The organism is uncultured Erythrobacter sp. (genome assembly GCF_947499705.1).
Taxonomy (GTDB): domain Bacteria; phylum Pseudomonadota; class Alphaproteobacteria; order Sphingomonadales; family Sphingomonadaceae; genus Erythrobacter.
Genome location: NZ_CANMPJ010000001.1, coordinates 46,399 through 71,308, shown reverse-complemented (window position 1 = coordinate 71,308; position 24,910 = coordinate 46,399). Strand labels below are relative to the sequence as shown.

At 60.0% G+C, this 24,910-nt stretch carries 17 protein-coding genes and 1 tRNA gene; 10 read left to right on the top strand and 8 right to left on the bottom strand.

The window, feature by feature from the left end; translation table 11 throughout:
* Positions 1 to 44: 44 nt before the first annotated feature.
* A tRNA-Ser gene (locus tag Q0837_RS00230) sits at positions 45 to 136 on the top strand.
* Positions 137 to 161: 25 nt separating this feature from the next.
* Here Q0837_RS00230 and Q0837_RS00225 read toward each other — a convergent pair.
* The 8 genes from Q0837_RS00225 to Q0837_RS00190 all read right to left on the bottom strand — a co-directional run bounded on the left by Q0837_RS00225 (position 162) and on the right by Q0837_RS00190 (position 11,250).
* Positions 162 to 3,977, bottom strand: a complete 3,816-nt coding sequence (locus tag Q0837_RS00225) for a GMC family oxidoreductase N-terminal domain-containing protein (protein ID WP_298463683.1) — start codon at positions 3,975 to 3,977, stop codon at positions 162 to 164.
* Positions 3,974 to 5,410 (bottom strand): metallophosphoesterase, encoded by a 1,437-nt coding sequence (locus Q0837_RS00220; protein WP_298463681.1) that lies wholly within the window; start codon positions 5,408 to 5,410, stop codon positions 3,974 to 3,976. Before Q0837_RS00220 ends, Q0837_RS00225 begins: the two co-directional genes overlap by 4 nt.
* Entirely contained in the window at positions 5,407 to 6,657 is a 1,251-nt protein-coding gene (locus Q0837_RS00215; RefSeq protein ID WP_298463678.1) for a serine hydrolase, read from the bottom strand. Before Q0837_RS00215 ends, Q0837_RS00220 begins: the two co-directional genes overlap by 4 nt.
* 246 nt (positions 6,658 to 6,903) lie before the next feature.
* On the bottom strand, positions 6,904 to 8,244 hold the full coding sequence (locus tag Q0837_RS00210) for a hypothetical protein (protein ID WP_298463675.1): 1,341 nt from the start codon (positions 8,242 to 8,244) through the stop codon (positions 6,904 to 6,906).
* A 75-nt stretch (positions 8,245 to 8,319) separates the two neighbouring features.
* Positions 8,320 to 9,021, bottom strand: coding sequence for a DUF4331 family protein (locus tag Q0837_RS00205; protein ID WP_298463672.1), 702 nt, complete (start codon positions 9,019 to 9,021; stop codon positions 8,320 to 8,322).
* Positions 9,021 to 9,770 carry a DUF4331 family protein gene (locus Q0837_RS00200; protein WP_298463669.1) on the bottom strand — a complete coding sequence of 250 codons (750 nt, stop codon included), beginning with the start codon at positions 9,768 to 9,770 and terminating at the stop codon, positions 9,021 to 9,023. The genes Q0837_RS00205 and Q0837_RS00200 overlap by 1 nt, the downstream gene beginning before the upstream one ends.
* A gap of 177 nt (positions 9,771 to 9,947) precedes the next feature.
* Positions 9,948 to 10,679 carry an anti-sigma factor gene (locus tag Q0837_RS00195; protein WP_298463667.1) on the bottom strand — a complete coding sequence of 244 codons (732 nt, stop codon included), beginning with the start codon at positions 10,677 to 10,679 and terminating at the stop codon, positions 9,948 to 9,950.
* Positions 10,672 to 11,250: a sigma-70 family RNA polymerase sigma factor gene (locus Q0837_RS00190; RefSeq protein WP_298463664.1), complete on the bottom strand. Its 579-nt coding sequence runs from the start codon at positions 11,248 to 11,250 to the stop codon at positions 10,672 to 10,674. The genes Q0837_RS00195 and Q0837_RS00190 overlap by 8 nt, the downstream gene beginning before the upstream one ends.
* 126 nt (positions 11,251 to 11,376) lie before the next feature.
* On the opposite strand from Q0837_RS00190, the gene Q0837_RS00185 reads away from it, so the two are divergent.
* From Q0837_RS00185 to xylA, 9 genes are all read left to right on the top strand, one after another.
* Complete coding sequence (locus Q0837_RS00185) at positions 11,377 to 12,507, top strand: DUF2891 domain-containing protein (RefSeq protein WP_298463661.1); 1,131 nt, start codon at positions 11,377 to 11,379, stop codon at positions 12,505 to 12,507.
* An 85-nt stretch (positions 12,508 to 12,592) separates the two neighbouring features.
* Positions 12,593 to 14,761, top strand: a complete 2,169-nt coding sequence (locus Q0837_RS00180; RefSeq protein ID WP_298463659.1) for a S46 family peptidase — start codon at positions 12,593 to 12,595, stop codon at positions 14,759 to 14,761.
* A gap of 61 nt (positions 14,762 to 14,822) precedes the next feature.
* Entirely contained in the window at positions 14,823 to 18,107 is a 3,285-nt protein-coding gene (locus tag Q0837_RS00175) for a glycosyl hydrolase (protein WP_298463657.1), read from the top strand.
* Complete coding sequence (locus Q0837_RS00170) at positions 18,104 to 18,610, top strand: PepSY-associated TM helix domain-containing protein (RefSeq protein WP_298463655.1); 507 nt, start codon at positions 18,104 to 18,106, stop codon at positions 18,608 to 18,610. The genes Q0837_RS00175 and Q0837_RS00170 overlap by 4 nt, the downstream gene beginning before the upstream one ends.
* A 186-nt stretch (positions 18,611 to 18,796) precedes the next feature.
* On the top strand, positions 18,797 to 19,855 hold the full coding sequence (locus Q0837_RS00165) for a LacI family DNA-binding transcriptional regulator (RefSeq protein ID WP_298463653.1): 1,059 nt from the start codon (positions 18,797 to 18,799) through the stop codon (positions 19,853 to 19,855).
* A 63-nt stretch (positions 19,856 to 19,918) separates the two neighbouring features.
* Positions 19,919 to 21,319: a sugar porter family MFS transporter gene (locus Q0837_RS00160; RefSeq protein WP_298463650.1), complete on the top strand. Its 1,401-nt coding sequence runs from the start codon at positions 19,919 to 19,921 to the stop codon at positions 21,317 to 21,319.
* A 7-nt stretch (positions 21,320 to 21,326) separates the two neighbouring features.
* Complete coding sequence (locus tag Q0837_RS00155) at positions 21,327 to 22,169, top strand: aldose 1-epimerase (RefSeq protein WP_298463647.1); 843 nt, start codon at positions 21,327 to 21,329, stop codon at positions 22,167 to 22,169.
* The gene (xylB, locus tag Q0837_RS00150; protein ID WP_298463644.1) at positions 22,169 to 23,596 is read left to right on the top strand and encodes a xylulokinase; all 1,428 of its coding nucleotides are present in this window, start codon (positions 22,169 to 22,171) and stop codon (positions 23,594 to 23,596) included. Before Q0837_RS00155 ends, xylB begins: the two co-directional genes overlap by 1 nt.
* Complete coding sequence (gene xylA / locus Q0837_RS00145; RefSeq protein WP_298463640.1) at positions 23,596 to 24,909, top strand: xylose isomerase; 1,314 nt, start codon at positions 23,596 to 23,598, stop codon at positions 24,907 to 24,909. The genes xylB and xylA overlap by 1 nt, the downstream gene beginning before the upstream one ends.
* Position 24,910: the final 1 nt, after the last annotated feature.

The window sequence follows — 24,910 nt, the reverse complement described above, 5'->3', positions numbered from 1 at the left end:
AAGCGCGATTATAGCGCGCGGCTCGCAGCGAGATCGCGCGTTGCGGAGACGTGGGTGAGTGGTTGAAACCAGTTCCCTGCTAAGGAACCATACCTGGTAACGGGTATCGAGGGTTCGAATCCCTCCGTCTCCGCCAACTTACCCAAGCGCCTCCTTGAAAACTACGCAGTCGCTTGATGTTCTGCAGCTCCATCTACGCGATCCAGCCGTTCCAGTTCTTCCAAAACCCACGGCGTCACATCGCGGTGTGCATTTCGTCCGATGAACAGGTCCATATGGCCGTAACCGGGAATGATCTTCTGGCGGTAGAGATCGCTGCTGTTACGCTCCGACAGCCAGACTCGCGTTCGCTGCCCGCTTTCAGGATAGAATATCTGGTTTGTCGCCCCGGACAGGAAACTGATCGGCAAAGCAAGACGCCGGGCGGCTTCCTCATTGGTGTAGACAGACTTGCCCTCCGCATCGACGGCCAGCCCTTTGTGCATGATATCGCCAAGTTGCTTGAACGGCGTGAGCGAAACTCGGCTGAACATGCTGCCGAGAGCGAGATGGGTGTCATGGCCGAGCTGACGATGGTCCCAACTGGGGCCGAACGTGCCGAACACCCGGCGGCAGGTTGGGTTCTTGCACGCCTGACCTTCAGGGACAGGGATCTGATAGGCGACTGCATCGATTTCGTAATCGGCCTCAGTGCCTTGGCTCACGAAATCCATATGCCCGCCCAGCAGTGAAATCTGCCCGAGCATGCCCGCGACCCCGAGATCGGCTTTCATATAGTTGAGCCAATCGGTGACAGGGTGCAGGGTCAGCTGTGAACTGATCAGCGAGCGGACATGCGTGACCCAGCCAGCACCAATGCCCATCAGCAGGCTCATTGAGCCAACGCAATGCGCCAGTGCTTGAACGCTGTCGGCCCCTGTCACAGCGCGGACTTTCGCGACCGCCGCAGGCCAATCGTAACGAGCGATGTCGTCGATGTTGAACTCGGGCGGGTGCTCGGTGTCGTTGCCCGAATCCGCACTGGCGCGGTAGTCGAACAGCCACACGTCATAGCCTTGTGCGACAAGGCTTTCGGTCAGATTTTCGTCGATCGTAGGAGTGGCAAAGCTTGATGCGCGCACCGAGAATCCCGGTGCCAAGACGAGCGGACCGCGTGGCCCGCCGCGATATCGGGTGAGGCCGATATTCACGCCGTCGCCAGTCGGTACGACATGCCGCTCGGCGGGCGGGAGGTGCAGATCGCGCAGCGACAGGTTCGCCGCATCCTTGCCCGCAAAGTCGTTCAGCGTTGCCAGCATCCCGCCATAGGCGCGGAACACGGTCATCGCGAAGAACCCCGCATATTTGGCCTGGAAGTAGGTCTCGATAGCCTTGCGGGCTTTCGGGATCAGATTGACGATGTGGCCGACCAACGTGTCCGAATCGTGGACTGTGATGGTCGTCAGCTGACGCATGAACTCGTCGATGCCGAGCTTGAGCACACCGCGCCCGATCAACTCGCCGCTCTCGTCTTCTCCGTGGCGCAAAGTGACGAACAGGGTCGTCAGATCGGTCCACGGGTCCGACTTGCTGCTCCCTTGGCCGCGCTCTTCCAATGTCTTGAAGCCATGAAAGTGGATCGGGCCGTCTGGCCCATCCAGCACCATGTCATAGAGCATTTTCCAGCTTTCAGCCTTGTCCGGATTGGCGACGAGCAGGCGGAAGACACCTTCGCGCACAGGCATTGGATCAGGCGAAATCGCACTGACCAGCACTTCCCCGGTGATACGCGAACGATGCTCCGGTTCTTCGATCATGCGGTGAAGGTTGTCGGTCGTAACGGTCAGTTTGAAACTGCATGCGCTGTCCTCCGACTGTCCCCAAGCCGCGCCATTGACGTAGTCGTCGCGAATGCGCTCAACATGGCCGCAGGGGCGATGGTGGCAACCGGTGGCGCTGATATGGCCCGCCATGGTTTCGGTGAACGCCAGCCCGGGACTCATCGCTTCGGGGTGCTCTTTCACGAGATTGCGGATCGCGGCTTTGCCCTCTTCGAGAGCGCCGCTTTCGAAGTGCTTAGCTGCGTTGGTCACGGCGTCTGCGACTGGCCCGATGGCATGGCCACCGACCCATTTGGCGACAGACAGCTTCAGACTTTCATGATGTGGGACCGCTTGCGGTTCAGCGCCCGCTTCCTCTGCAGGAACTTCCTGTGGGAGCGGCCCTTCCTCGCCGAGCGTGTAATCGATAGTCCAGCCTTGACGCAGTGCGAGCTTTTCAACCGCGCGCTCGGCTACCGCCGTGATCGTCAGCAGTGGGTTTACGCCCACTGCGCCGGGGATAGCTGCACCGTCACAAACGTAGAGACCCGGGTGGACGTCATTCCCGCTGGCGCCTGAAAAGACGCGGCAGCTGTCGTCGACAACGCCCGAAGCGGCATCATCACCCATGCCGCATCCGCCGATGGGATGCACCGTGATCACTTTGCGACCCAGTTGCTCGGACCACAGCGGATCGGAGAAGTACTGCGCTTCGATGGCCTCCGCCGCCTCGCGCATTTTGTCGTCATCGTGGCGGAAAGTTTGCTGCTCGCCGGCATGGGACCAGCGAATGGTGATGCGGTCGTCTTCGAGGGCGAGATTGCCGTGTGAATCGTCGACGCTCATCACAAGATAGGTCAGTGTGCGAGCCATCGGGCCTTTGTAAGCCCATTCGGCAATGCTGCCGGGATCGGTCTGCACCGCTTCGCCCATCGCTTTGGCATCGAGCAGGCGTGGTTTGACCTGATCGAAACCGAAACGGGTGAAGCCATCGGCCAGCGCTTCACCGAAGAAGAACGCTGGAGCCAGGGCTGTGGCAAGGATGCCGGGCGCTGCGCCCTCTTCGATCACCAATCCCTTTGTCACATCTTTACTATCCCGCATGTCGATGATGCCGGTGATGCAGGGACCGGGATAGGCTTCCTGCCCCACATCCGATGTGCCAATGCCCATCGCGTAAATCGGATCGGCGGTGACATCATCGCCGTCCTTCTTGGACTTGAAGTAGCTGTCATAGGCGAAGCCAAGCGCGTCGCCATTGCCGGAAAAGTGCGTGCCGAGCCGGTCGGACAGCGACAGACCTTTTGCGCGTGATCTCAGCAGGATTTCGGTCGAGCCGATTGCGCCCGCGCCCAGAACCACATGGTCGGCGGTGATCGTCACCGAGGCACCGTCTTCGCCGTTGTGCTCGACGTGGACGCGCCAGATGTCGCCGTCCCGTTCGACCCACTGAACCTTCGCCTGCGTGAAGATCTCCGCGCCATGATTGGCGGCATCGGGCAGGTAGTTCATCAGCGTCGTGTTCTTTGCGCCGATATTGCAGCCAGAGGTGCAGTCGCCGCAATTGGTGCAGGCTGGCTGCGGAACGCCAAACTTGTTGGTCTTGTCCTCAAAATTGACGTTGATCGGCGTCTTGTAGAAGCGTTTGCCCATCGCTTTGGCCGAATGCTCAAGCGCTTCCAGCTTGCCGAGTTTTGGGTAAGTGTCGGGATAGGCATTGGGCGCGAGCATCTCGCGGGCGCGCTCGTAATAGGTATCGATTGCGTGGGGATCGTCGCGGAAGGCGGCGGGCCAGTGCGCCTGATCGAGCAGGCGTTTGTCCAGTTCCAGCGATACGTTGGCATTGATCAAGGATGTGCCGCCCAGGCCGCATCCTACCAGCGCGTATTGATCGTCGTTCACATGCACTTCGAACAGCGCATCCGGCGATCCGATCCGGCCACCCTTGGCGTTGAACTGCATGGCGCCCTGTGCATCGGCCAGCTTGTTCGGATACTCACCGGGCAGCATTTCCTTGCCGCGTTCGAGGATACAGACATCCTGTCCTGCCCGTGCAAGCCGCGAGGCAGCAACACCCGCGCCATAGCCAGAGCCTACAACGAGAACAGTGTAGTGCGATTTCACCTCATCGAGGCTGCGAGCAATGCGTTTCTGCCCAAAGGGATTCTGGATGGTCATTCTGCTGCCTCCCGTACTTGTTCATTGGAGCGGTCGAGCATTTGGCGGACGCGTTTGTCTGCCTCCTCGACAATGCGAGCGTGGACGATGCGCGAGAAGTCGGCCCAGTGGGCAGAGGCGGCGTCGACCGCCTCGCTGGCTTGGTCGACCAAGCGGCTCAGGCGACCACTACCTTCGACGCGCACCGGTGCGATTGTTCCGTCGGTTGGATCGTTGAACAGTCGCAGCGACGCGACTTCTAGCTCATCGGAGACCAGCATCGCGGCGCAGCCTTGCACCGGCATGAGCGTCGGTTCGTCCAGCACCCAGCCGCCTGTGTTGAAGATGCCAACCGGTACGTTGTAGCCATCGACCAGCAGCTCATCCTGAAACGGCTTGTGTGTGTGGCCGAAAATGAAGGACAGCTCTCGCGGCATATCCGGCAATTCCCGCCGTATCTCGTTTGCCAGTGGTGTGCCGAGATACCAGCCGATATCCTCGATCTCGTCTTCTCCCAGCACATGGCCATATCCGTCGCGCTGGCGTTCCGCCGCGCGTCCAGCCGTCAGATCGACACCCGCGCGGATCAGATTGTCCAGCGTGATCCCGTATTTGAGCTCCATCTTGGGATTGATGCCGAGCTTTGCGTGTAAACCGCCGGTGATGCGCCGGGCGATGCTTTCCGCAAAGTCATGGCTGGCGCCTGCGCTCAGCATAGTTCCATAGAGCGATCCCGCTTCGTTGCCGATCTCGCCCGCGCTGCCGAGATCCGACCACAGGAAATCGATCCATGGCCCGTTCTCCTGTTCCAGCTGACGCATGGTGGCAGGCAGCGGATTGCCATCGCCAAGGAAGCCGCGCACGTTGGAAAGCGCGCGGTACATTCCATCGAGATAATGCCCGTGATGCATCACCACGGCGCGCCCGGTTGCATTGTCTGACAGCCCCCAGTTCGGATAGGCGATCTTGACGGATGCGTCGGTCAAATGCGGCCGGTGATTGAACAGCGATTCCATCAACCGGCAACGATGCGACGGCGTGCCGAAGATGTTCGTCACTGAATCGAGGTCGCCGGGAATTTGACCGCTTTCAAGTGCCGACAAGAAGCCATTGTCCTGCGCAATCCGCCAAAGGTGATGGTCATGGTTGCCAGCGATGTAGATGATTTCGCGCTCGAACAGGTCCGAACCGCCCTCCGGATAGAAAGCGTCCAGCAGTTGCAGGAAGCTCTTCGAAACATCTCCGAATGGGGACAGGCCGAGGTCCAGAGCGTCGCCAAGCAGCACTAATTGCGGCTTCGGATCATCGCCCAGCGTCTCACGCATGCCATTGGCGAAGGCGGCCAGCACCTCCGATGGGCCTTCGGCGATTTCACCGCTGCCATGAACGTGCGTCAGCAAGCTGTCGCGCGCACCCAGGTGAAGATCGGACAATACGACGTGGCGGATGCTCATGAGCGGTTCTCCAGACAGGCGTAAAAGGCATCGCGCACCAGCTTCTCGCGGGCATCATCCCACTTTGCGGTGCCGAGTTGATTGGTGATCCAGGCGTAAGCAACGCCGTCTTCGGGATCGCAAAAGGCGAGCGAACCGCCCACTGCGAAGCTGCCAAAAGCGCTGCGTGTGCGCGCAAATTCCCACGCGCTGAATGGCTTCTCGAAGCAGTGAGAGTAATACATGTCAGCGGTCAGGACCTTGTCCTTCAGGCCCTTTCGCGGATAGTGATGACCTTTGATAAGGTCGGCCATGACTTCGGGCGTAATGCCCAGTTTCTCGCCGCCTTCAGCGAACGCATTGTAGAGTGTTGCCAATCCGCGCGCCGAGGCCATTCCGCCCGCAGCGCCCTGCCCGACGCGCCAGAACCCTTCGCTATCAAGCGCCTCTGGACCTTGAAGAATCAGCGGATTGTTCAGTGTCCGAAATGCGAGCGTGCCCGGCAAGCACATCTTAAACGTGAGCGCCCACGGCATCGTGGTGTGATTGATGAAAAGGTCCGGCATCCCGAAACCCTTGATCCTTGCGATGCGATCGCGATCGAAGCTTTCCGGAAGGCCGAAGAAGACGTCTTGCCCAAGCGGACCCGCAACCTCTTCAGCGAAAAACTGCGGCAAACGCCGCCCTTGCGGATCGCGGCGATGGATCATCTCGCTGGCAATCCAGCCAAGCGTGTAGGCGTGGTTCCCGGCATAGTCGCCCGGCGCCCAGTTGGGCTTCTGCCGCGCGATGGCATCGCAAATCGCGGCTTCATCGCCAATATTCTCAAGGGTGAGCTTGTAGTCGATTGCGGCGACGCCGGCCTGTTCGGACAGCGCCTCTCCAACCGTAACTGCGTCTTTCCCATGTGCCGCAAATTCGGGCCAAATGTCGGCGACCGGTTCATCGTAAGAGAACAAACCTCGTGACACGGCAACGGCGGCAGCCATTCCGGTCAGGCCTTTGCTAAGCGAATAGACGAGTGCGATGTCGTCGCCGACCCACTTGTGCTCGCGCGCTGTGTCTTTCCAGCCGCCGTGCAGATCTACAACAGTCTCGCCGCGATGGATGATGGTGCATGCCGCACCAAGCGCCTCGCCAGATAGGATTGCGGCCTGGAAAGCATGCGCCACGGGTTCGAAACCTTCAGCGACATATCCGCCAGTCAATGCCTCCGGGGCCGAGCTTTGCGACCCCACCTGCTTATGCAAGCGACTATCTTGCTGCATTTTGCGCCCCCACTCGCGCTTCGGCAAACGGCCTCGCGCTCTGCAGCCAAGAGCTACAAAAGAATGGTTAACAGGCCGTTAGGGATGCCACCGTGGCAGTCTTGATCCATGATTTTCGCAAAATGAGCGTCGAGTTTTTATTTGCGATTTACATAGATGCACGTTGGTTTGGACATGCGAACAACCGGTGCGGAAAGTAAATTCCCACTTCGCCGTGCTGGTTGCGAACAACCCTGATGCCCCAGGTTAGTGACTGCCAAACGCGAGCAGATCAGCTTCAGGCCTTTGGGACTTGGGGTTTAGCGCCAGAGCCATCTGCGTTTGCTGGTCCGATTTCGCCCGGTCGCCGAGCGCTTCATATGCCTCGGCCAGATCAATGTGCTGCTCGACCGATTTCCAGCCCGATGCCACCACTTCTTCGAGCAACGCCGCCGCTTTTCGAGGATCGCCGTTTGCGGTGTGCGCCCGGGCCAGCGCCATCTTTGCATCACCGTAAGGTCGCGCCTCAAAATTGGCCTTGGCGAGTTCGAGGGCGCGCGCATTGTCGCCATTGGCCAGCGCCAGATCGAGTGCATGATCGAAATAGGCCTCAGGCAGTTCTTCGAGGCGCTTATCAAACAATTCGGCAGCCTGGCTGCGTAGTGTTGTTGCAGCACGCTCATCACCTTCGAATTCGTGAACGCTCGCGAGTGCCATCATCACATCTGGATTGCCGGTCCGTTCGATGATCTCGCGGTACATGCGCTTGGCTCCATCGCGTTTGCCTTCAACGGCAAGCATCTGCGCAATATGCGCCTGCGTCAGCCAATAGCCCGGAAACAAGTCGTCGGCCCGCTTGAAGTACGCATGAGCGAGGTCCCAATTGCCGCGCTGCAGTTCGAGAGCGCCGATCTGAAGATGATAGGCCGCGAGCATTTGCGGCGTGGCCGAACGACCACTCAGCGCACCTCTGGTGTAGAGCTCAATCGCAGTGTCGAAGTCTCCCAGATATTTGTGCCAGGTCGCCAGCCGGAAAATCGTGTTCGGGCTGGGGTCGGCATCGAAGGCCAGCCGGTAGTGAGTTAGCGCGCCGCTATAGTCGCCGGAATAGAAAGCAACTTCGCCGCGCTGCGCGAGCATTTCCGCCTTCTCGGCTTCGCCCCGTTTAACGACAAATCCGTTGTAGTCCTCGATGTGTTCGAGCGCTTCCGGATAGCGGTGCAGGCTGAGATCGATTGTGCTGGCCGCGATCGCCGGTCCCTTGCCCGCTCCGGCCAGAATCAATCCCTTGCCTATCATCGCATCGGCAGCTGAAAGCTCTGCGAAGGAGCCCGACAATTGCGCCTTGATCAGATGGCCGAGCGCAAGTCCCTCATAGCCGAGCCATTGTTTGGGAGCCCGATCAACGCGCTGGCGCGCCAGAGCCAAATCGCGGTCGACCGCTTCAAGCGCCGCATCGTAATTTGCGGGACCGTAGGAAACTTTCGGGTCTCGGCCGAGCAAGGCGTCGCTCTCCGCCTGCGAAGACGGTGACAACAACGTCACACCCGCGACCGCCCCGGAGGCAATCAGCAGCAACGAAGCAATTTTCAGGAACGGAGAACGCATTGCATTATCCTTTTGAAGGAGCGGTCAGGCGGCGAGGAGAATGGCGCCGCCTGACCGATTGGCTCCAGTTTCGCTCTAGGTGTTCGGTGTCGCGCAGGGTGTCAGGCCGAGATCGGTGAGATCGTCTGCCAGCGCATTGGTGAGACCAGTCAGCTGTTCCGTCAGCTCGGGAACGAAATCGCCATTGGCATCGTCTGCCGGACTGGCATCGTTGTACGGGTCCTTTTGATCCGAACCGATCAGCGCAGTCGATACGGCTGGCATCCCCATCCGATCGACCCTCACGAAATCGCCCACTGGTGCAGTGTTGAAGACAAAGCTGCTGCCGCCTGACACGGTAATCGGTGGGCTACCCTGCGCAGGGGCGAGATATGGAAAACCGGCCTGGAATGGCACGTCGTTCGCTGCCGGGTTCACCGGAACCCCCGCAAGCGTGCCCGCCCCGTGAACCGCCAGGTCGAGGAAAATCACGCCCAAAGTCACGTCGATCACCGGATCTTCCAGCCGACGGCCATTGGGAAAGCCCGATGCGGCGCCGAGATTGATCGTCAGCGTGTCGGGCACCACCGCCCCAGCCACTGTCACGCCGCCCGTTCCAGGGATCACCTGATTAAGGCACGCGCTCACATCGAAGCCGGTTGGGCTCGGCGTGGGCGACGGTGTTGGTGTCGGCATCGGCATCATGGTTGGCGGGACTTCAACTTCGTCATCACCGCAGGCTGAAAGGGTAAGAGCTATCGCCGCCATCGAAGCGGCGCTCAGGAAACGGTTGGTCATCACAATTGCCCTCCCAGACGAGCGGTTTCAGACCAGACGTCAATCAGACTGGCTCCATTTTCGATCCGGTCGCGCGGGATCTCGATCACAACCGCAGTCAGGTTCTGTCTGGCGAAGAAATCACGGGTGTTGTCGAAGCTGAGCTGCCCGGTGCTGAGCGTGTCACGAAAGCCCTGAAGGTCGAAGAAGAATGGATCGTCGAACAAGCCAGCACGCACGCGGACACCATCGGTCACGATGTCGGATTCGACAGGACCGATCAGGTCGCCGGTCACGCCAGGCAGCCCGCGAACACGAACGCCGAAGGGTACACCGGTGGTAAAAATATCCTGCCCGAACTGGATCTCGATAGGCATATCGGTGGTAGTGCGCGGTGCCGCGTTGGAGACATTGAGGCGGTAGAGCACATCGGTGTCGTAGACCGCCGGCTGATCCGTCGCTTGCGGGCCAGCGAAAGTCAGGATCAGTACGACGTTCTGGTCGTCGTGAAACGCAAAGACGTCGGCAATATCGGCAGGCGCGTCGGGAGTGTCGTCCGATGCCGGGCTTGTTCGCGCGGGCGGATCGAGGTGGTCGGCAGCAGAGCTCGGCAGTTCCGCGAGCTGGAATGCCAGAGGCACCAAGGCGCACACTGCCGTTCCGGCGGCAAGGTAACGGTACTTGGTCAGCCGTGCTGCGAGCCGATAGCGAAGCGGAACCCGCAGCAACGCGTCCTCACCTGCAGGTGATTGGTATTTCGCCAGTATCATTCGAATTCCCCTCTATGAGGCCGGTTGTAGAGCCGACGTCCGATGGCGAGGGTTCGGGCCGCGACACGTGAAAACGCGCGCGGTTTCCCAACTCTCGGCCCCGTTACGAGAGGTCTGCGAAAAAGGTTGCCTTCAATTGCGAAAGTTTTTTGGCGTCCGACAGCACGCCTTTGCTCACTAGATTTCGAGCAACGTCCCGGTGGCGATAATCGGAGGGGTCGGTGCCTCATGCGGGGCGCTGGCCGGGTCCTCCATAGTCACCGCAAGCGTTGCTCCATCGGTCAGGAAGGGCGCGAGATCGCGCGGGATTTCAAGTTCACCCCGACCTTCGCCGTTTGCAGTTCCGAAAGAGCGCGGCGTACCGTCTTCCGGAATGATCCAAAGCGCGGGAGCAAGGCTGTCGTCGGCCAGGCCAACCGCACGCACATCGAGCGATGCTCGGTCAGCGCTCCACCGTACCACGACAAACTGGCCCTCCTCCTGCGTGGCCATCTGCGCAACATACTGAGCGGCAGGCACCGTTTGCACGCTGTCCGGCTGGTTCACCGTCTGGAATGCCAGCACGCCTGCTAGCGCCAGGGCCACGATCGACGCAGCCATCGCGATCAAGCGCCACGGGCCGGGACCGTTGTCATTCACCGGCAAGGGATGCGACGCTGCCGAACCTGCGTCTTCAGTGTCGATCGCCGCATTGACCCGATCTTTGAGCGATACGGGCGCTGCAACCTCGGGATAGGCTTCGTGGAGCGGCGCGACGTCACGCTCGGCCTTTTCGACCAGCGCAGCAAAACCGGTGTCGCTCAGTTGCAAACGCCGTGCGAGCGCCAATTCATCGCCGTCCAGCAATCCAAGTGCCATTTCGCTGGCGAGGAGCGTGCGCTCCTCTGGAGTGTTAGGAAACTCACTCATCGTCCAAGCACTTTCGCAGATTCTTGAGCCCGCGGCGAACCCGGCTCTTTACGGTGTTGAGCGGAATACCCTTCCTGGTTGCCAATTGAAGGTAGGTGAAACCAGCAAAGAACGCATCGAGGATCAGTGATTTCTGATCCTCGCCGAGTTTGCCAATGCAGTGCTTGATCCGCGCACTTTCCTGCACGCTTTCGAGCCAGTCATCGGCGAGCGCGCCTGTGTCAGCGGCATTCTCCAATACGGCATCGCTGGTTGTCTCGCCCTTGTTGTGTTTGCGGTACCAATCAATCGCCGTGTTGCGCGCGATTGTGCCCATCCAGGCGAGCGGGCTGCCGAGTTCGGTCGAATAGTCGTTTGCCCGCTGCCAGATCTTCACGAAACTCTCTTGGGTTACGTCCTCAGCTGCCGCTGCATCGCCGACAATACGCAGCGCGATCCCGAATAGTTTCCCTGACGCGAGGTCATAGAGCGCATCGAATGCGTCACGATCACGCTCTGCGACGCGGCGCAAATACTCGGCCATTTCGCGGCGTAAATGATCAGTTTCGGGGGATCCCGATCCTTCGGACATCCTCAAATATTGGGGGCATATGCCAGATCGTACAAGCGGAATATCGAAGCGGTGGCTCGCAAGTTGCACTTGCGCCAAGCCTTGCTGAACCTCTACGCCGCTGCAAACGCTAAAGGGACGTGTCGCATGAAGCATCTGGGTGTTGGGCTGGCAGCATTGCTGCTGGCGGCGTGCTCCAATTCAGAGGATGGAACAACCGAAAGCGCGCCTTCGGACCGGCCCGCGCCGGAAACCGTCGTCGACCGTTTCGCCGTTCTCGCGCTTGATTGCGTTCACCGCGAATATCCCAACAAGATCAGCCACGTTATGCAGTCTGCCGACGACGTGCAGGCGCCGAGTGAGCTGACACCAGCGTTCTATGGCTGCTTCGATTGGCATTCATCGGTCCACGGCCATTGGCTGCTGAGCCGGGTGCTGACCACGCAGCCCGACAGCGTGCTGGCAGACGAAATCCGGACCAAACTCGCAAAGAGCTTCACCGAGGAAAATCTCGCTGCCGAGCTCGCCTATTACGAAGCAGAGGGCCGAAGATCGTTCGAGCGTCCCTATGGCATCGCGTGGTACCTACAGCTCGTTTTGGAGTTAGAAGAGAGCGACGATCCCGAGCTGACTGAGTGGCGCGACACCCTGCGACCGCTGGAGGATGCGATCGTCGCGCAGGTCAGGGATTGGCTCCCGAAGCTATCTTACCCAATCCGCTTGGGCACGCACAATCAAACCGCTTTCGCCTTTGGCTTGATGCTCGACTATGCTGACGGTGTCGGCAATCAGGAACTCGCTTCAGAGCTGCGCGAAAAGACGTTGGCGTTCCACCGCGGTGACGTGAATTGCCCACTCGCTTACGAACCGTCGGGAGAAGACTTTCTCTCACCTTGCCTGATGGAAGCCGATTTGATGCGCCGCGTGATGGCGCAAAACGAATATGCTGCATGGCTCGGCGAATTCCTGCCGCAAATTCCTTCGGACGGGAGCGGAGACTGGCTGGAACCGGGCGTTGTTCTCGATGCGTCTGATGGCAAGCTGGTGCATCTCGACGGGGTCAATCTGTCGCGAGCCTGGGCGCTCGAAGGCATCGCGTCGGCTCTTCCCGAGGGTGACCAACGAATTGGCGCACTGCTCGCGTCAGCCGAGGTCCACCGCGAAACCGGCGTCGCGGCAGTTTCTGACGAGCATTATTCAGGCAGTCACTGGCTGGCCAGTTTTGCCACCTACCTGACCACCAAACGCGGGATCGCTGCTGAGCAAGCCAGCAACTGACTGGACGCAACTCGCATAAAGATACATTATCTCATTGGCGCAGAGACTCATCCGGTCGAGCGCCGCAATAGACAAGGCCAATACGATGACACCGACCAAGCTCTTCACGATCAATCTCCTGCTCGCCGCGTCGCTCGCGGCGCCGCTTTCGGCCAAGGAGGGGATGTTCACGCCCGATCAGCTTCAAGAGATCAGCGACGAACTCAGCGAAGCCGGTCTGGAGCTTGAACCCGAAGCACTCGCGGATCTCACCGGCTTCCCGATGGGCGCGGTGGTCTCGCTCGGCGGTTGCTCGGCAAGCTTCGTCTCACCCGAGGGGCTGGTGGTCACCAACCATCACTGCGCACGCGGATCGGTGCAGTACAACTCGACGGCTGAGAACAACTATCTCGAAGACGGATTTCTTGCCGCCACCAAAAGCGATGAACTGCCCGCCGCACCGGGATCGCGAATTTATGTGACCACCGAAGTCACCGATGTGACCGGGCAAGTTCGCGAAGGCACCGAGGGAATGGAAGCGCTTGAGCGCTACGAACTGGTGCAGCAGCGCCGCAAGGACATCATCGCCGGATGTGAGGAAACGGCGGGCTACCGCTGCCAGGTCGCCAGCTTTTATGGCGGGGCGCAGTATAAACTCGTGAAGCGGCTCGAAGTGCGCGACGTGCGGATTGTCTATGCGCCGGCAGATTCCATCGGAAAGTATGGCGGCGATATCGATAACTGGCAGTGGCCACGCCACACCGGCGATTTTGCCTTCTACCGCGCCTATGTTGCGCCCGACGGTTCGGCAGCGGACTTCGACGAAGCCAATGTTCCGTATGAGCCGGAGCACCACCTGAAGGTGAGCGCCAGCGGGCTCGACGACGGCGATTTCGTCATGGCCGCGGGCTATCCCGGTTCGACCAGCCGCTACACTTTGCTGGCTGAGGTCGAGAACACATTCAACTGGACATATCCGACCTTCCAGACACTGCTGACCGATTGGATTGTCACGATCGAGACCGCAGCGCCCGAGGGATCGGATGCCCGGGTGAAGTATGAAAGCCGCCTCGCCGGTCTCAACAATTTCGAAAAGAACCTGCGCGGCCAGATCGATGGCGCGCGCCGGGTCGGGCTGGTCGACCGCCGCCGTGCGCGCGAAGCTGCATTGGGTGAGTGGATCGCGGCCGACCCGGCGCGCGCGGGCTTTGGCGAGGCAATCGGGCAATTGGCTGCTCTGTCTGAGGAAAGCGCCGCCGCCTCGCGCACCAGCTTCTGGTATCGCAACGTGTCGCGGCCCTCGCTGTTTTCAACCGCGAGGCGCCTCTATCGCCTGTCGAAAGAGCGGCAGAAGCCCAATGCTGAGCGCGAGTCCGGATATCAGGACCGCGACATGACGTTTTTCCGTCAGGGTCTGCAGGCGCTTGACCGGCGCTATGATCCAGCGGTCGACAAGGCGGAATGGGTGCTGTTCCTGAGCGGCTATATCGCGCAGCCGATGGGCGAGCGCGTAGTGGCTTTCGATCAGGCGCTCGGTCTCACTTCGGAAACCACAGCCGAAGAACTGCCTGCGCTGGTCGACAGATTCTACGCCGACACTACGCTAGGCGATGCTGAGACGCGGCTGGCGTTGATGGACGCCTCCACCGCCGATCTGGAAGCGAGCGAAGACCCGTTCATGCAGCTCGCCGTCGCAATGTACGAATACGGGTTCCAGCTTGAGACCGAGAGCAAGACGCGTTCTGGTCGCTCGCTCGCGCTGCGCCCAGCCTATATGGAGGCGATCACGCAGTGGCAGAGGGAGACTGGCACGCTGACCTATCCCGATGCCAACAGCACACTGCGGGTTACATTCGGCAGCGTGCTTGGCGGCAGTCCGCGCGATGGCATGGCATACCTGCCCTTCACTACGCTTGAAGGGATCACCGACAAGGACACCGGCGAAGACCCCTTCAATTCGCCCGACAAACTGCTCGAGCGGATCGAAGCCAAGGATTATGGCGCTTATGCGCTCGACAGTATCGGTTCGGTGCCGGTCAACTTCCTTTCGGATCTCGACTCGACCGGCGGCAACAGCGGTTCGGCCACGCTCAATTCGCGCGCCGAACTGGTCGGATTGCTATTCGATGGCACGTTCGAAAGCGTCAATTCGGACTGGGATTTCGATCCCCGCACAACCCGCACGATCCATGTCGACACGCGCTACATGCTGTGGGTGATGGATAAAGTCGACGGAGCGCAGGCTCTGATCGACGAAATGGACATCGTCGAATAGTTCGCCGCCGGGCCGGTTGTGCTAGACTGCGGAGATTGAACGCGAAACAGGGGTAGCGTTGATGAAAATCATGAAGGTGTTGATCGGATGCGCGGTCGCGCTTGGTCTCAGCTCGGCGGCGATTGCGCAGTCGGATGAAGAGGAAAGCGAGGATCAACCGGCTCTCTCGAGCAAGACCTTCGAGGCTTTCAATCTCCGCAATATCGGTCCGGCCTTCATGTCGGGCCGGATTGCCGACATCGCGATTGTGCAGGACGATCCGGCGACATGGTACGTGGCGGTCGGATCAGGCGGTGTCTGGAAGACCGAAAATGCCGGTACGACCTGGGCCTCGCTGTTCGAGGGCCAAGGCTCCTATTCCATCGGCTCACTCGGGCTCGATCCGTCCGATCCTAACCGCATCTGGGTCGGCACCGGTGAGAACCATGGTGGCCGACACATCGGCTATGGCGACGGTATCTACAAATCGAACGATGGCGGGAAGACCTGGCAGAAGTCCGGCCTAGAAGCCTCCGAGCGTATCTCAAAGATTATCGTTCACCCAGAAGACCCCAACACGGTCTGGGTCGCTGCCCAGGGCCCGCTCTGGTCTCCGGGCGGCGAGCGCGGGGTCTATAAAACCACCGATGGCGGAGAGACATGGGAGAACGTCCTCGCGTCCGGCGAATTTACCGGAGCGACTGACCTGCTGATCGATCCGCGCAATCCAGATCGTCTATATGCTGCGCTCTGGCAGCGCCACCGCACCGTTGCCGCTTATGTCGGCGGCGGTCCGGAAACCTCGCTGTGGAAGTCGGAAGACGGCGGCGAGAACTGGACCGAGCTGAAGACTGGCCTGCCCAAAGGCAATATGGGCAAGATCGGCATGGCAATCTCGCCGCAGCGCCCCGACGTAATCTACGCCGCGATCGAACTCGACCGGCGCGAAGGCGGAGTGTGGAAATCGACCAATCGCGGCGCGAGCTGGGAGAAAATGTCGGACGCAGTCAGCGGCGGTACCGGCCCGCATTACTATCAGGAACTCTACGCCAGCCCGCATGCGTTCGACCGCATCTATCTGGTCTCAAACACGACCCAGATTTCCAATGATGGCGGCTCGACCTGGTCCGACCTCAACAACGAATACAAGCACGTGGACGATCACGCGATCGCCTTTCGCCCTGACGATCCGGAGTACATCCTGTTCGGCTCCGACGGCGGACTTTACGAAAGCTATGACCACACGAAAACTTGGCGCTTCATCAACAACCTGCCGATTACGCAATTCTACAAGGTCGCAGTTGATGACGCCGAGCCATTCTACTTCGTCTATGGCGGCACGCAGGACAACAATTCGCAAGGTGGCCCGTCGCGAACCGATAACCGCCACGGCATCCGCAATGACGACTGGTTCATCACTCTGTTCGCCGACGGTCACCAGTCCGCGACTGAGCCGGGCAATCCCAACATCATGTATGCGCAGTGGCAGCAGGGGAACCTCGCGCGGGTCGACCGCATCACGGGTGAAGTGATCCACATTCAACCGCAACCGGCGCCGGGCGATGATATCCCGCGCTGGAATTGGGACGCCCCAATCCTTGTCAGCCAGCATGTACCGACACGCATATACCATGCCTCGCAGCGGCTCTGGCGTTCGGATGATCGCGGTGACAGCTGGCGGGCGATCTCACCGGACCTGACCCGCAATCAAGACCGTCTCCAATTGCCGATCCAAGGCCGCAAATGGAGCTGGGACGCAGGCTGGGACCTGCGCGCCATGTCACAGTACAACACGATCGCAAATATCGGCGAGAGCCCGCTCAACGAGAACTTGCTCTATGTCGGCACCGACGATGGCTTGATCCAGGTGACCGAAGATGGGGGAACCAACTGGCGGAGGATCGAAGCGAGCTCTCTGCCGGGCGTCCCTTCGACCGCCTATGTGAATGACATTCGCGCCGACCTTTTCGATGAGAACACCGTCTATGTCGCGCTCGATAATCACAAATATGGCGACTTCAAACCGTACCTGCTCAAGAGCACCAATCGCGGGCGCAGCTGGACCGACATCTCGGGCGACATCCCCGACCGCCACCTCGTCTGGCGCGTGGTGCAGGATCACAAGAACCCGAACCTGCTCTTCGCCGCGACCGAGTTTGCGCTGTATTTCACGCTCGATGGCGGGCGCAAATGGGTGAAGATGAGCGGCGACGCGCCGACAATCGCATTCCGCGATGTGACGATCCAGCGGCGTGAGGACGATCTGGTCGCTGCCAGCTTTGGCCGCGGATTCTTCGTCGTCGACGATATTTCGCCGCTGCGCACTTTGAATGAAGCCAGTCTCGATCAGGAGGCAATGCTGTTCCCCGGCCGCAAGGCGTGGTGGTACATTGAGCAGCACCCGCTGGCCTTCGACGAAGGCGGTTCGCAAGGGCACGGCTATTACCGCGCGCCCAATCCTCCATTTGGAGCGAACTTCACCTACTACCTCGCGGAAGACGTGAAATCGCTCAAGGACATCAGGCAAGAGCGCGAGAAGCCTCTGGTCAAAGACGGGGCAGATACGCCGTTCCCGGGCTTCGACGCGATGACGGCCGAGCTTCAGGAAACAGCGCCGACAGTCTGGCTGACTGTGCGCGATGCCGATGGAAACCTTGTTCGGCGGATCAAGGGACCGGCCAAGAAGGGCTTCCACCGGGTCAATTGGGACCTGCGTTTCCCGGACACGACTGCCGCCCGCCCGCTCGGCCCCGATGGCGAAGAACCAGCCGGTTTCCTCGCGAGCCCGGGGCAATACACCGTTTCGCTGTCGAAACGGGTGCGTGGTCAGACAACCGAGCTCGTCGCGCCGCAACCGTTCACGGTTGAGCAGCTGCGCGATGGCGCTTTGCCACCACAAGCCGACGCTGCCGAGTTCTGGGCCGCAATTTCAGCATTCGATCGCTCAGTCACCGCGACCGCCCTGACCCTCTCCGAACTTCAACGGAAAGTCGGACTGCTTGAGATCGCAGCGTCGCGAGCAACTCGCGGCGATCCGACCACGCTCGACAATCGCCTGCAAGCCATCCGCAGTGAAGTGTTCGCGCTTGATGGGATGCTCAATGGCAATCAGGCGCGCAACGAATTGTTCGAACGCACTCAGCCGACTGTTCGCAGCCGCTTGGGCGTCATCATGACCGGGCTGTTCGGGGCGACCTATGGCCCGACGCAAACGCACCGCGACCAATTCGGCTACGCACAGGCCGATTTCGGGGCGATCCGTGATCGTCTGCGCACCTTGAGCGAAAGCACTGTTCCTGCGTTTGAGGCCGAGTTGGAGGCAGCCGGTGCGCCGTGGGTACCGGGCGCCAAGATCCCCGCTGAATGAACTGGAAGCGCCTGCTGCGCCAGGTCCATTACTGGCTTTCACTCGTGGTCTTCCTGCCGGCGGGGATCATGTTCGCCGCGGGCATATTCCTGATGCTCAAGAAGGAGATCGACTGGATCCAGCCTTCGACCGAGCGCGGCGCGGTGTCTGAGCAAATCCCAACGGCGACCTATGAGCAGATGATCGCCGCCAGCCGAGCCTACCCCGAAGCCGGCATCAGTGAATGGTCAGACATCGATCGGATCGATCTGCGCGTGGACAAGGGTGTGGCCAAACTGCGCGGACATTCAGGATGGGAGGTCCAGGTCGACACCAGTACCGCCGAAGTGCTCAACGTCGCCTATCGCCGGTCCGACCTGATCGAAAGCATCCATGACGGGTCGTTCTTCTCGGACGAGGTGAAGCTCTACCTGTTCCTGCCCACCGGGGTGCTGCTGATCATCATGTGGGGCACAGGCATCTACCTGTTCCTGCTGCCAAGAATGCGGAAGCGAAAGAAGTAGCCAACGTCAGTCCTTGTCGAGCGTGACTTCGGTTGACTTCCTATCCCGGTCGTTACCGTCAGCGGTCAAGATGTATGCACCAGCCGCCTCCTTCTTCGACTCCGTTTTGGTAGCGCTACCATGTGACTGTGTCATGCCATTGCAATGGCTGAGCTAGCGGAGTAGGCCTCGAAAAAGAGGGCGAGGATGGCACGGGCAAAGCGGCGCACACAGCAAGCGGTTACGATCGGTGACGTGGCTCGTCAGGCCGGCGTTTCGGCGATGACAGTGTCGCGGGTCATGAACCGTGAGGAGGGAGTCCGCGAGGGCACGCGTGAAAAAGTGCTCCGCGCCGTGAAGGCCCTCAATTACCAGCCAAACCCGTCAGCCAGACGCCTCGCCAAAGGTTTCGATATCCATATCGGCCTGATCTATGCAAATCCTTCGGACAGTTATCTCGGGCGATTCCTGCAAGGAGCGCTAGGAGCAGCGAAACGGTCAGACAATCACCTGATCGTCGATATTTGCGCCGAGGACACCGCAGCGGAGTATGTCGCCTCTGCGCTACGTCTGGCCAAAGCAAAGATCGCTGGGGTGATACTTCCGCCGCCAACATCCGGCTCGCGCGAAATCTTGTCCGTATTCGAGGAACTCGATATTCCGGTGGCGACCGTCGCAAACGGCAGTGATGCTCGTAAGCCTATGGATATCAACATAGATGACAGGGCAGCAGCGGCGACCATGACCCAGCACCTGCTCGATTTGGGTCATCGCCGGATCGGCTTCATACGCGGACCAAGGGATCAGGTTTCAAGCACGCTGCGGGAAGAAGGGTTCCGCGAACGCATGGCCGAGGCCGGCCATCCGGTTAGCGACGAACTAGTGGTTGATGGCGAATTCACATATCGATCCGGAGTCGGTGCGGCCGAGCGCCTATTTCAACTGCAAAACCGCCCCAGCGCGATCTTTGCAAGCAACGACGATATGGCCGCAGCTGCTATTGGCGTAGCGCATCGACACGGCTTGATTGTACCCGGCGATCTCAGCGTAGTCGGCTTTGACAACAGCCCTTCTGCAATTTCGGTTTGGCCCGAACTAACAACCGTTGATCAACCGGTTAGCGAGATGGCAGCTGCCGCCTTCGATCTAGTCCTTGCGAAGGTCGACACTCGCGCCGATGGCGACAGTTCCGGCTCGATTGCACGGGTGCATCCCTGCACTCTGATTGAGCGAGAATCCTCCGGTCCATGCACGATGTCAGATTGATCTGGCTATTTTGAAAGTTACCGCTAACATTCGCTCTCGCATTGGTTCAGGGAGAGAATTCGAATGGGCGGGGAACGGACGGAAAATATTCGCTTCATCGGCATAATCGTGTCGGTCGCCACTCTTGGCGGTTTCCTTTTCGGATTCGATAGCGGGGTCATCAACGGGACCGTCGACGGGCTTCAGGAAGCATTCGACTCCACCTCTGTCGGCACCGGCTTCAATGTTGCCTCGATGCTGCTCGGCTGCGCGGTCGGCGCCTTCATTGCAGGGCGATTGTCCGACATGATTGGACGCCGCAGCGTTCTGCTGATCGCCGCTGTCTTGTTCATCATCTCGGCATGGGGATCGGGCGTTGCTGGTGATGCGACTGTCTTTGTCATAGCGCGCATCCTCGGCGGTCTGGCCGTCGGCGCGGCGAGTGTGATTGCACCCGCCTACATTTCGGAGGTCGCACCAGCTGACCGGCGTGGTCGCTTGTCGTCGATCCAGCAGGTGATGATCATTGTCGGGCTCACAGCGGCATTCCTGTCGAACTACCTACTTGCCGAAATGGCAGGAGGAAGCCGCGCGCAAATCTGGGGCGGGTTCGAGGCATGGCGCTGGATGTTCTGGGCCGAACTTGTTCCCGCGACCCTGTTTCTGGTGCTCTTGTTCTTTATCCCGGAAAGCCCGCGCTACCTGGTGGCCAAAAGACGCGAAAAGGAAGCCCAATCCGTTCTGGCCAAACTGCTTGGCGAAAGTCAGGTCCCTGCGAAACTCCAGGAAATTCGTGAAAGCCTCGCGGGCGATCATCAGCCGCGATTGTCTGACCTTGTTTCCACCCAAACGGGGCGCATCCGGACAATCGTATGGGTCGGCATCGGGCTTGCAACCTTCCAGCAGCTCGTTGGGATCAACATTGTCTTTTATTACGGAGCGGTGCTCTGGCAAGCGGTTGGCTTTACCGAGAATGACGCGCTCAAGATCAATGTGCTGTCCGGTGCTTTGTCGATCGGTGCCGTGTTCGCCGCGATCGCCCTGATCGACCGCATTGGGCGCAAGCCGCTCTTATTGATCGGATCGGTCGGGATGGCGATCGGGCTCACCGTGATGGCATTCGCGTTCGCGTCTGGCTCGCTTGTCGATGGCGAATTGGTCCTTTCCGATGGAGCAGGCATTGCCGCGCTGATCGCCGCCAATGCCTATGTCGTCGCGTTCAATTTCAGTTGGGGACCGGTGATGTGGGTCATGCTGGGGGAGATGTTCCCCAACCAGATTCGCGGTTCTGGTCTCGCCGTATCGGGATTTGCGCAATGGACCGCCAACTTCCTGATCATCATGAGCTTTCCTTGGCTGCTCACGAATATCGGCCTGCCAGTAACCTATGGATTCTACGCCGCGGCGGCGGTCATCTCGGTGTTCTTTGTCGCCAAGATGGTGCGTGAGACCGCCGGGCGCGAGCTTGAGGCGATGGAGGGCTGAACGTGTGTTGAGGCTGACCTCAGACGATTTGGAGATCACCCTCGATCCGTGGAAAGGTGGCGGCGTAACCTCTTTCCTGTGGCGCGGCATTGATGTGTTCCGCCCGCATGCAGGCGGGGATCACCCGACTGATCTGGCGTGCTTTCCGCTTGTGCCATTCTGCAATCGCATTGCGGATGGTCGTGTGTCGCGAACGGGAGAGATCAGGACGATCCCGATGTCCCAGAAGGGCGTCGATCCACACCATGCAATCCACGGCCTTGGCTGGGTCAGCCCGTGGTCGGTCAAACAATCGGGACAAGATGCAGCTACGTTGGGGCTCGCCCATGATGGGTCCATTTGGCCATGGACATTCTCAAGTGAGCAGCACATCCAGCTGCTGGAGAATGGCTATTCACACACGCTCACGCTCACCAATACCGACAAAGTGCCAATGCCCGCGGGTCTGGGGTTGCACCCGTACTTCCCGCGGGAGAGAGCGACTCTGAGCGGCGCCTTCGACGGCTATTGGCAAACGGGACCTGATCGTCTGCCCGCTCAACACCGCCTGCTAGACCGGCAACCAGAATGGTTTGCCGATCAAGGTTTCGACAATTGCTTCACTGGCGGCAGCCAATCCATTCAATTGGCATGGCCGGGCCACGTCCTGACGATGAGACCAAGCGCAAACCTACCCTTCACACATGTCTACACACCGCCTGGCGCAGACTTCCTTTGTGTTGAGCCAGTCAGCCACATCCCGGACGCGATCAACAGCCCGCTGGGCCGAGAAGAGACCGGACTGCAAATGCTCGAGCCGGGTGAGAGCTTCTCGGTCGAATGCTCCTTCATGCTAAAGGAGACTGTCTGATGTGGCTGGGCATCGATATCGGCACGTCGGGCGTAAAGAGCGTCATTCTCGGTGAAATCGGTTCCGTCCTGGCCCAAAGCGTCGAGCCGCTGTCCGTGCAGAGGCCGCACCCACTCTGGTCCGAACAGGATCCGGCCGTTTGGTGGGATGCGACCAAGGCTTCCATCTTGGCGCTGCCAGCCGATCTTCGAGCTGGAATTCGGGGGCTCGGCCTATCCGGGCAGATGCATGGCGCAGTGGTGCTCAGCGCAAGTGACGAGGTGCTGCGGCCCGCGATCCTGTGGAACGACGGGCGCAGCGCAGCGCAAGGGACACGGCTTGACGCGCTGGCTCGCAAACAGACCGGCAACCTCGCTATGCCGGGCTTTACGGCACCGAAACTGGCGTGGCTGCGAGACAATGAACCGCAGGTCTTTGCGTCAGTCCGGAAAGTGCTTCTGCCCAAGGATTACATCCGCCTGATCCTGACCGGCGACAAGGTCAGCGATATGTCGGATGCGTCGGGCACGCTGTGGCTCGACATTGCGCATCGCCGCTGGTCGCCCGAAATGCTTGACGCAGTGGGGCTCGACGAGAGCCACATGCCCAGTCTTGGTGAAGGCTCCGAGACTTCCGGCATGCTTCGTCAAAGCATTGCCGATGAGCTGGGGCTTCCCATAGTCGCCGTCGCCGGAGGGGGCGGAGATCAGGCCGCCGGTGCCATTGGCGCAGGCGTGACAGAGCCAGGCGAGGCGTTTCTCAGCCTCGGAACTTCAGGTGTCGTTTTCGCAGCGGGCAAGCAGTTCGAACCCGATCCCGCACGCGGGGTTCACGCCTTTTGCCACGCATTGCCCGGCCGCTGGCATACAATGAGCGTTATGCTTTCGGCGGCGGCATGTCTCGATTGGGTCTCCCGGCTGACGGGTTTCGAAGATGTCGCGAGCGCTCTAGCGGCAGCTGAATCGAGCGAAGTCGCCCGGTCCGATCTGCCAATCTTCCTCCCCTATCTTTCGGGCGAACGCACGCCGCACAACGATCCAACGGCAAAAGGCACGTTCTTCAATCTCACACACGGTACCGGTCCGGCAGAATTGGTCAGATCGGTGCTCGAAGGCGTGGCATTCGGCCTGCGAGACGGGCTTGACACAATGACGTCCCGACCTGCCGAATTGTCAGTCATCGGCGGCGGCGCTCGCTCGGAATATTGGGCGCAAATCCTTGCGGACGTTCTGCAAATCCCGCTGATCTACCGCGATGGGTCAAGCGTCGGCCCGGCGAGTGGCGCCGCGCGGCTGGCCCGCCTGGCCGTCGATCAGGAACCCGTCGCTGAGGTTTGCACTCAGCCGGACATTCTCGCTGAGGTCACTCCGCAATCGAATGATGAGCAGCGGTTGGCGCTGTTCCGCTCGCTCTATCCAACACTCAAATCCAGTTTCGGAGACATCTGATGGGCTATTTCGCCGACCTTCCCGCCATTGCCTATGAAGGGCCCGACAGCACCAATCCGCTAGCCTATCGATATTATGACGCGGACCGCGTGGTCTTGGGCAAATCGATGCGCGACCATCTGCGCTGGGCGGTATGTTACTGGCACACATTCGCGTGGCCCGGCCACGATATCTTCGGCGCGGGCACGTTCGACCGGCCATGGAAGCCCGGCGATCCGGTCACGCCGGACCTCGCACAGATCAAGCTCGACGCCGCGTTCGATATGTTCGCCAAGCTGAGCGCGCCATTCTTCTGTTTCCACGACGTGGACGCGATCGCCGATTATGAGGACATTGCCGGTTATTCGCGCGAGCTCGATGCAATTGCCGACAAGATGGCCGAAAAGATCGAGCAGACCGGGGTGCAATTGCTCTGGGGCACAGCCAACCTGTTCAGCCATCCGCGTTATGCAGCAGGCGCTGCCACCAATCCCAATCCCGATGTTTTCGCATGGGCTGCACATCAGGTCCGATCAATGATGGAAGTCACCAATCGCTTGGGTGGCGCAAACTACGTGCTTTGGGGTGGACGCGAAGGCTACGACACGATCCTGAACACCGATATCGGACAGGAACTCGATCAGCTTGGCCGGTTCATGAACATGGTTGTCGAACACAAGCACAAGATCGGTTTCGAAGGGGCAATCCTGATTGAGCCCAAACCCCACGAACCCACGAAGCATCAGTATGACCGGGACACTGCGACCGTTTACGGCTTCCTGAAAAAATACGGGCTCGAGAACGAAGTGAAGGTCAATATCGAGGCCAATCACGCAACCTTGGCAGGCAACAGTTTCGAGCACGAAATCGCCACAGCGAACGCGTTGGGCATTATGGGTTCGATCGACATCAATCGCGGTGACCCGCAAAATGGTTGGGACACCGATCAGTTTCCGAACAGCGTCCCCGAGATGACCCTGGCAATCTACGAATTGCTCAAGGGCGGAGGCTTCGAGACAGGCGGCTTCAACTTCGATGCGAAGGTTCGCCGCCAGTCGATCGATGCTGAAGACTTGTTCTTTGCGCATATCGGCGGCGTCGATGTGATGGCAAAAGCTCTGCTGGCTGCAGCCAGCATGATCGAAGATGGCGAACTTGGTGGCTTTGTCGAGCAACGCTACGCCGGTTGGAAAGGCGATTTCGGTGCGAAGGTGCTCAGCGGTGAGCTGGCTCTTGATCAGGCTGCGGACTACGCTCTGGAAAACAACCTGGAACCTAGGCCCATTTCCGGTCGCCAGGAGTATCTTGAGAACCTGATCAACCGGTTCGCTTGAA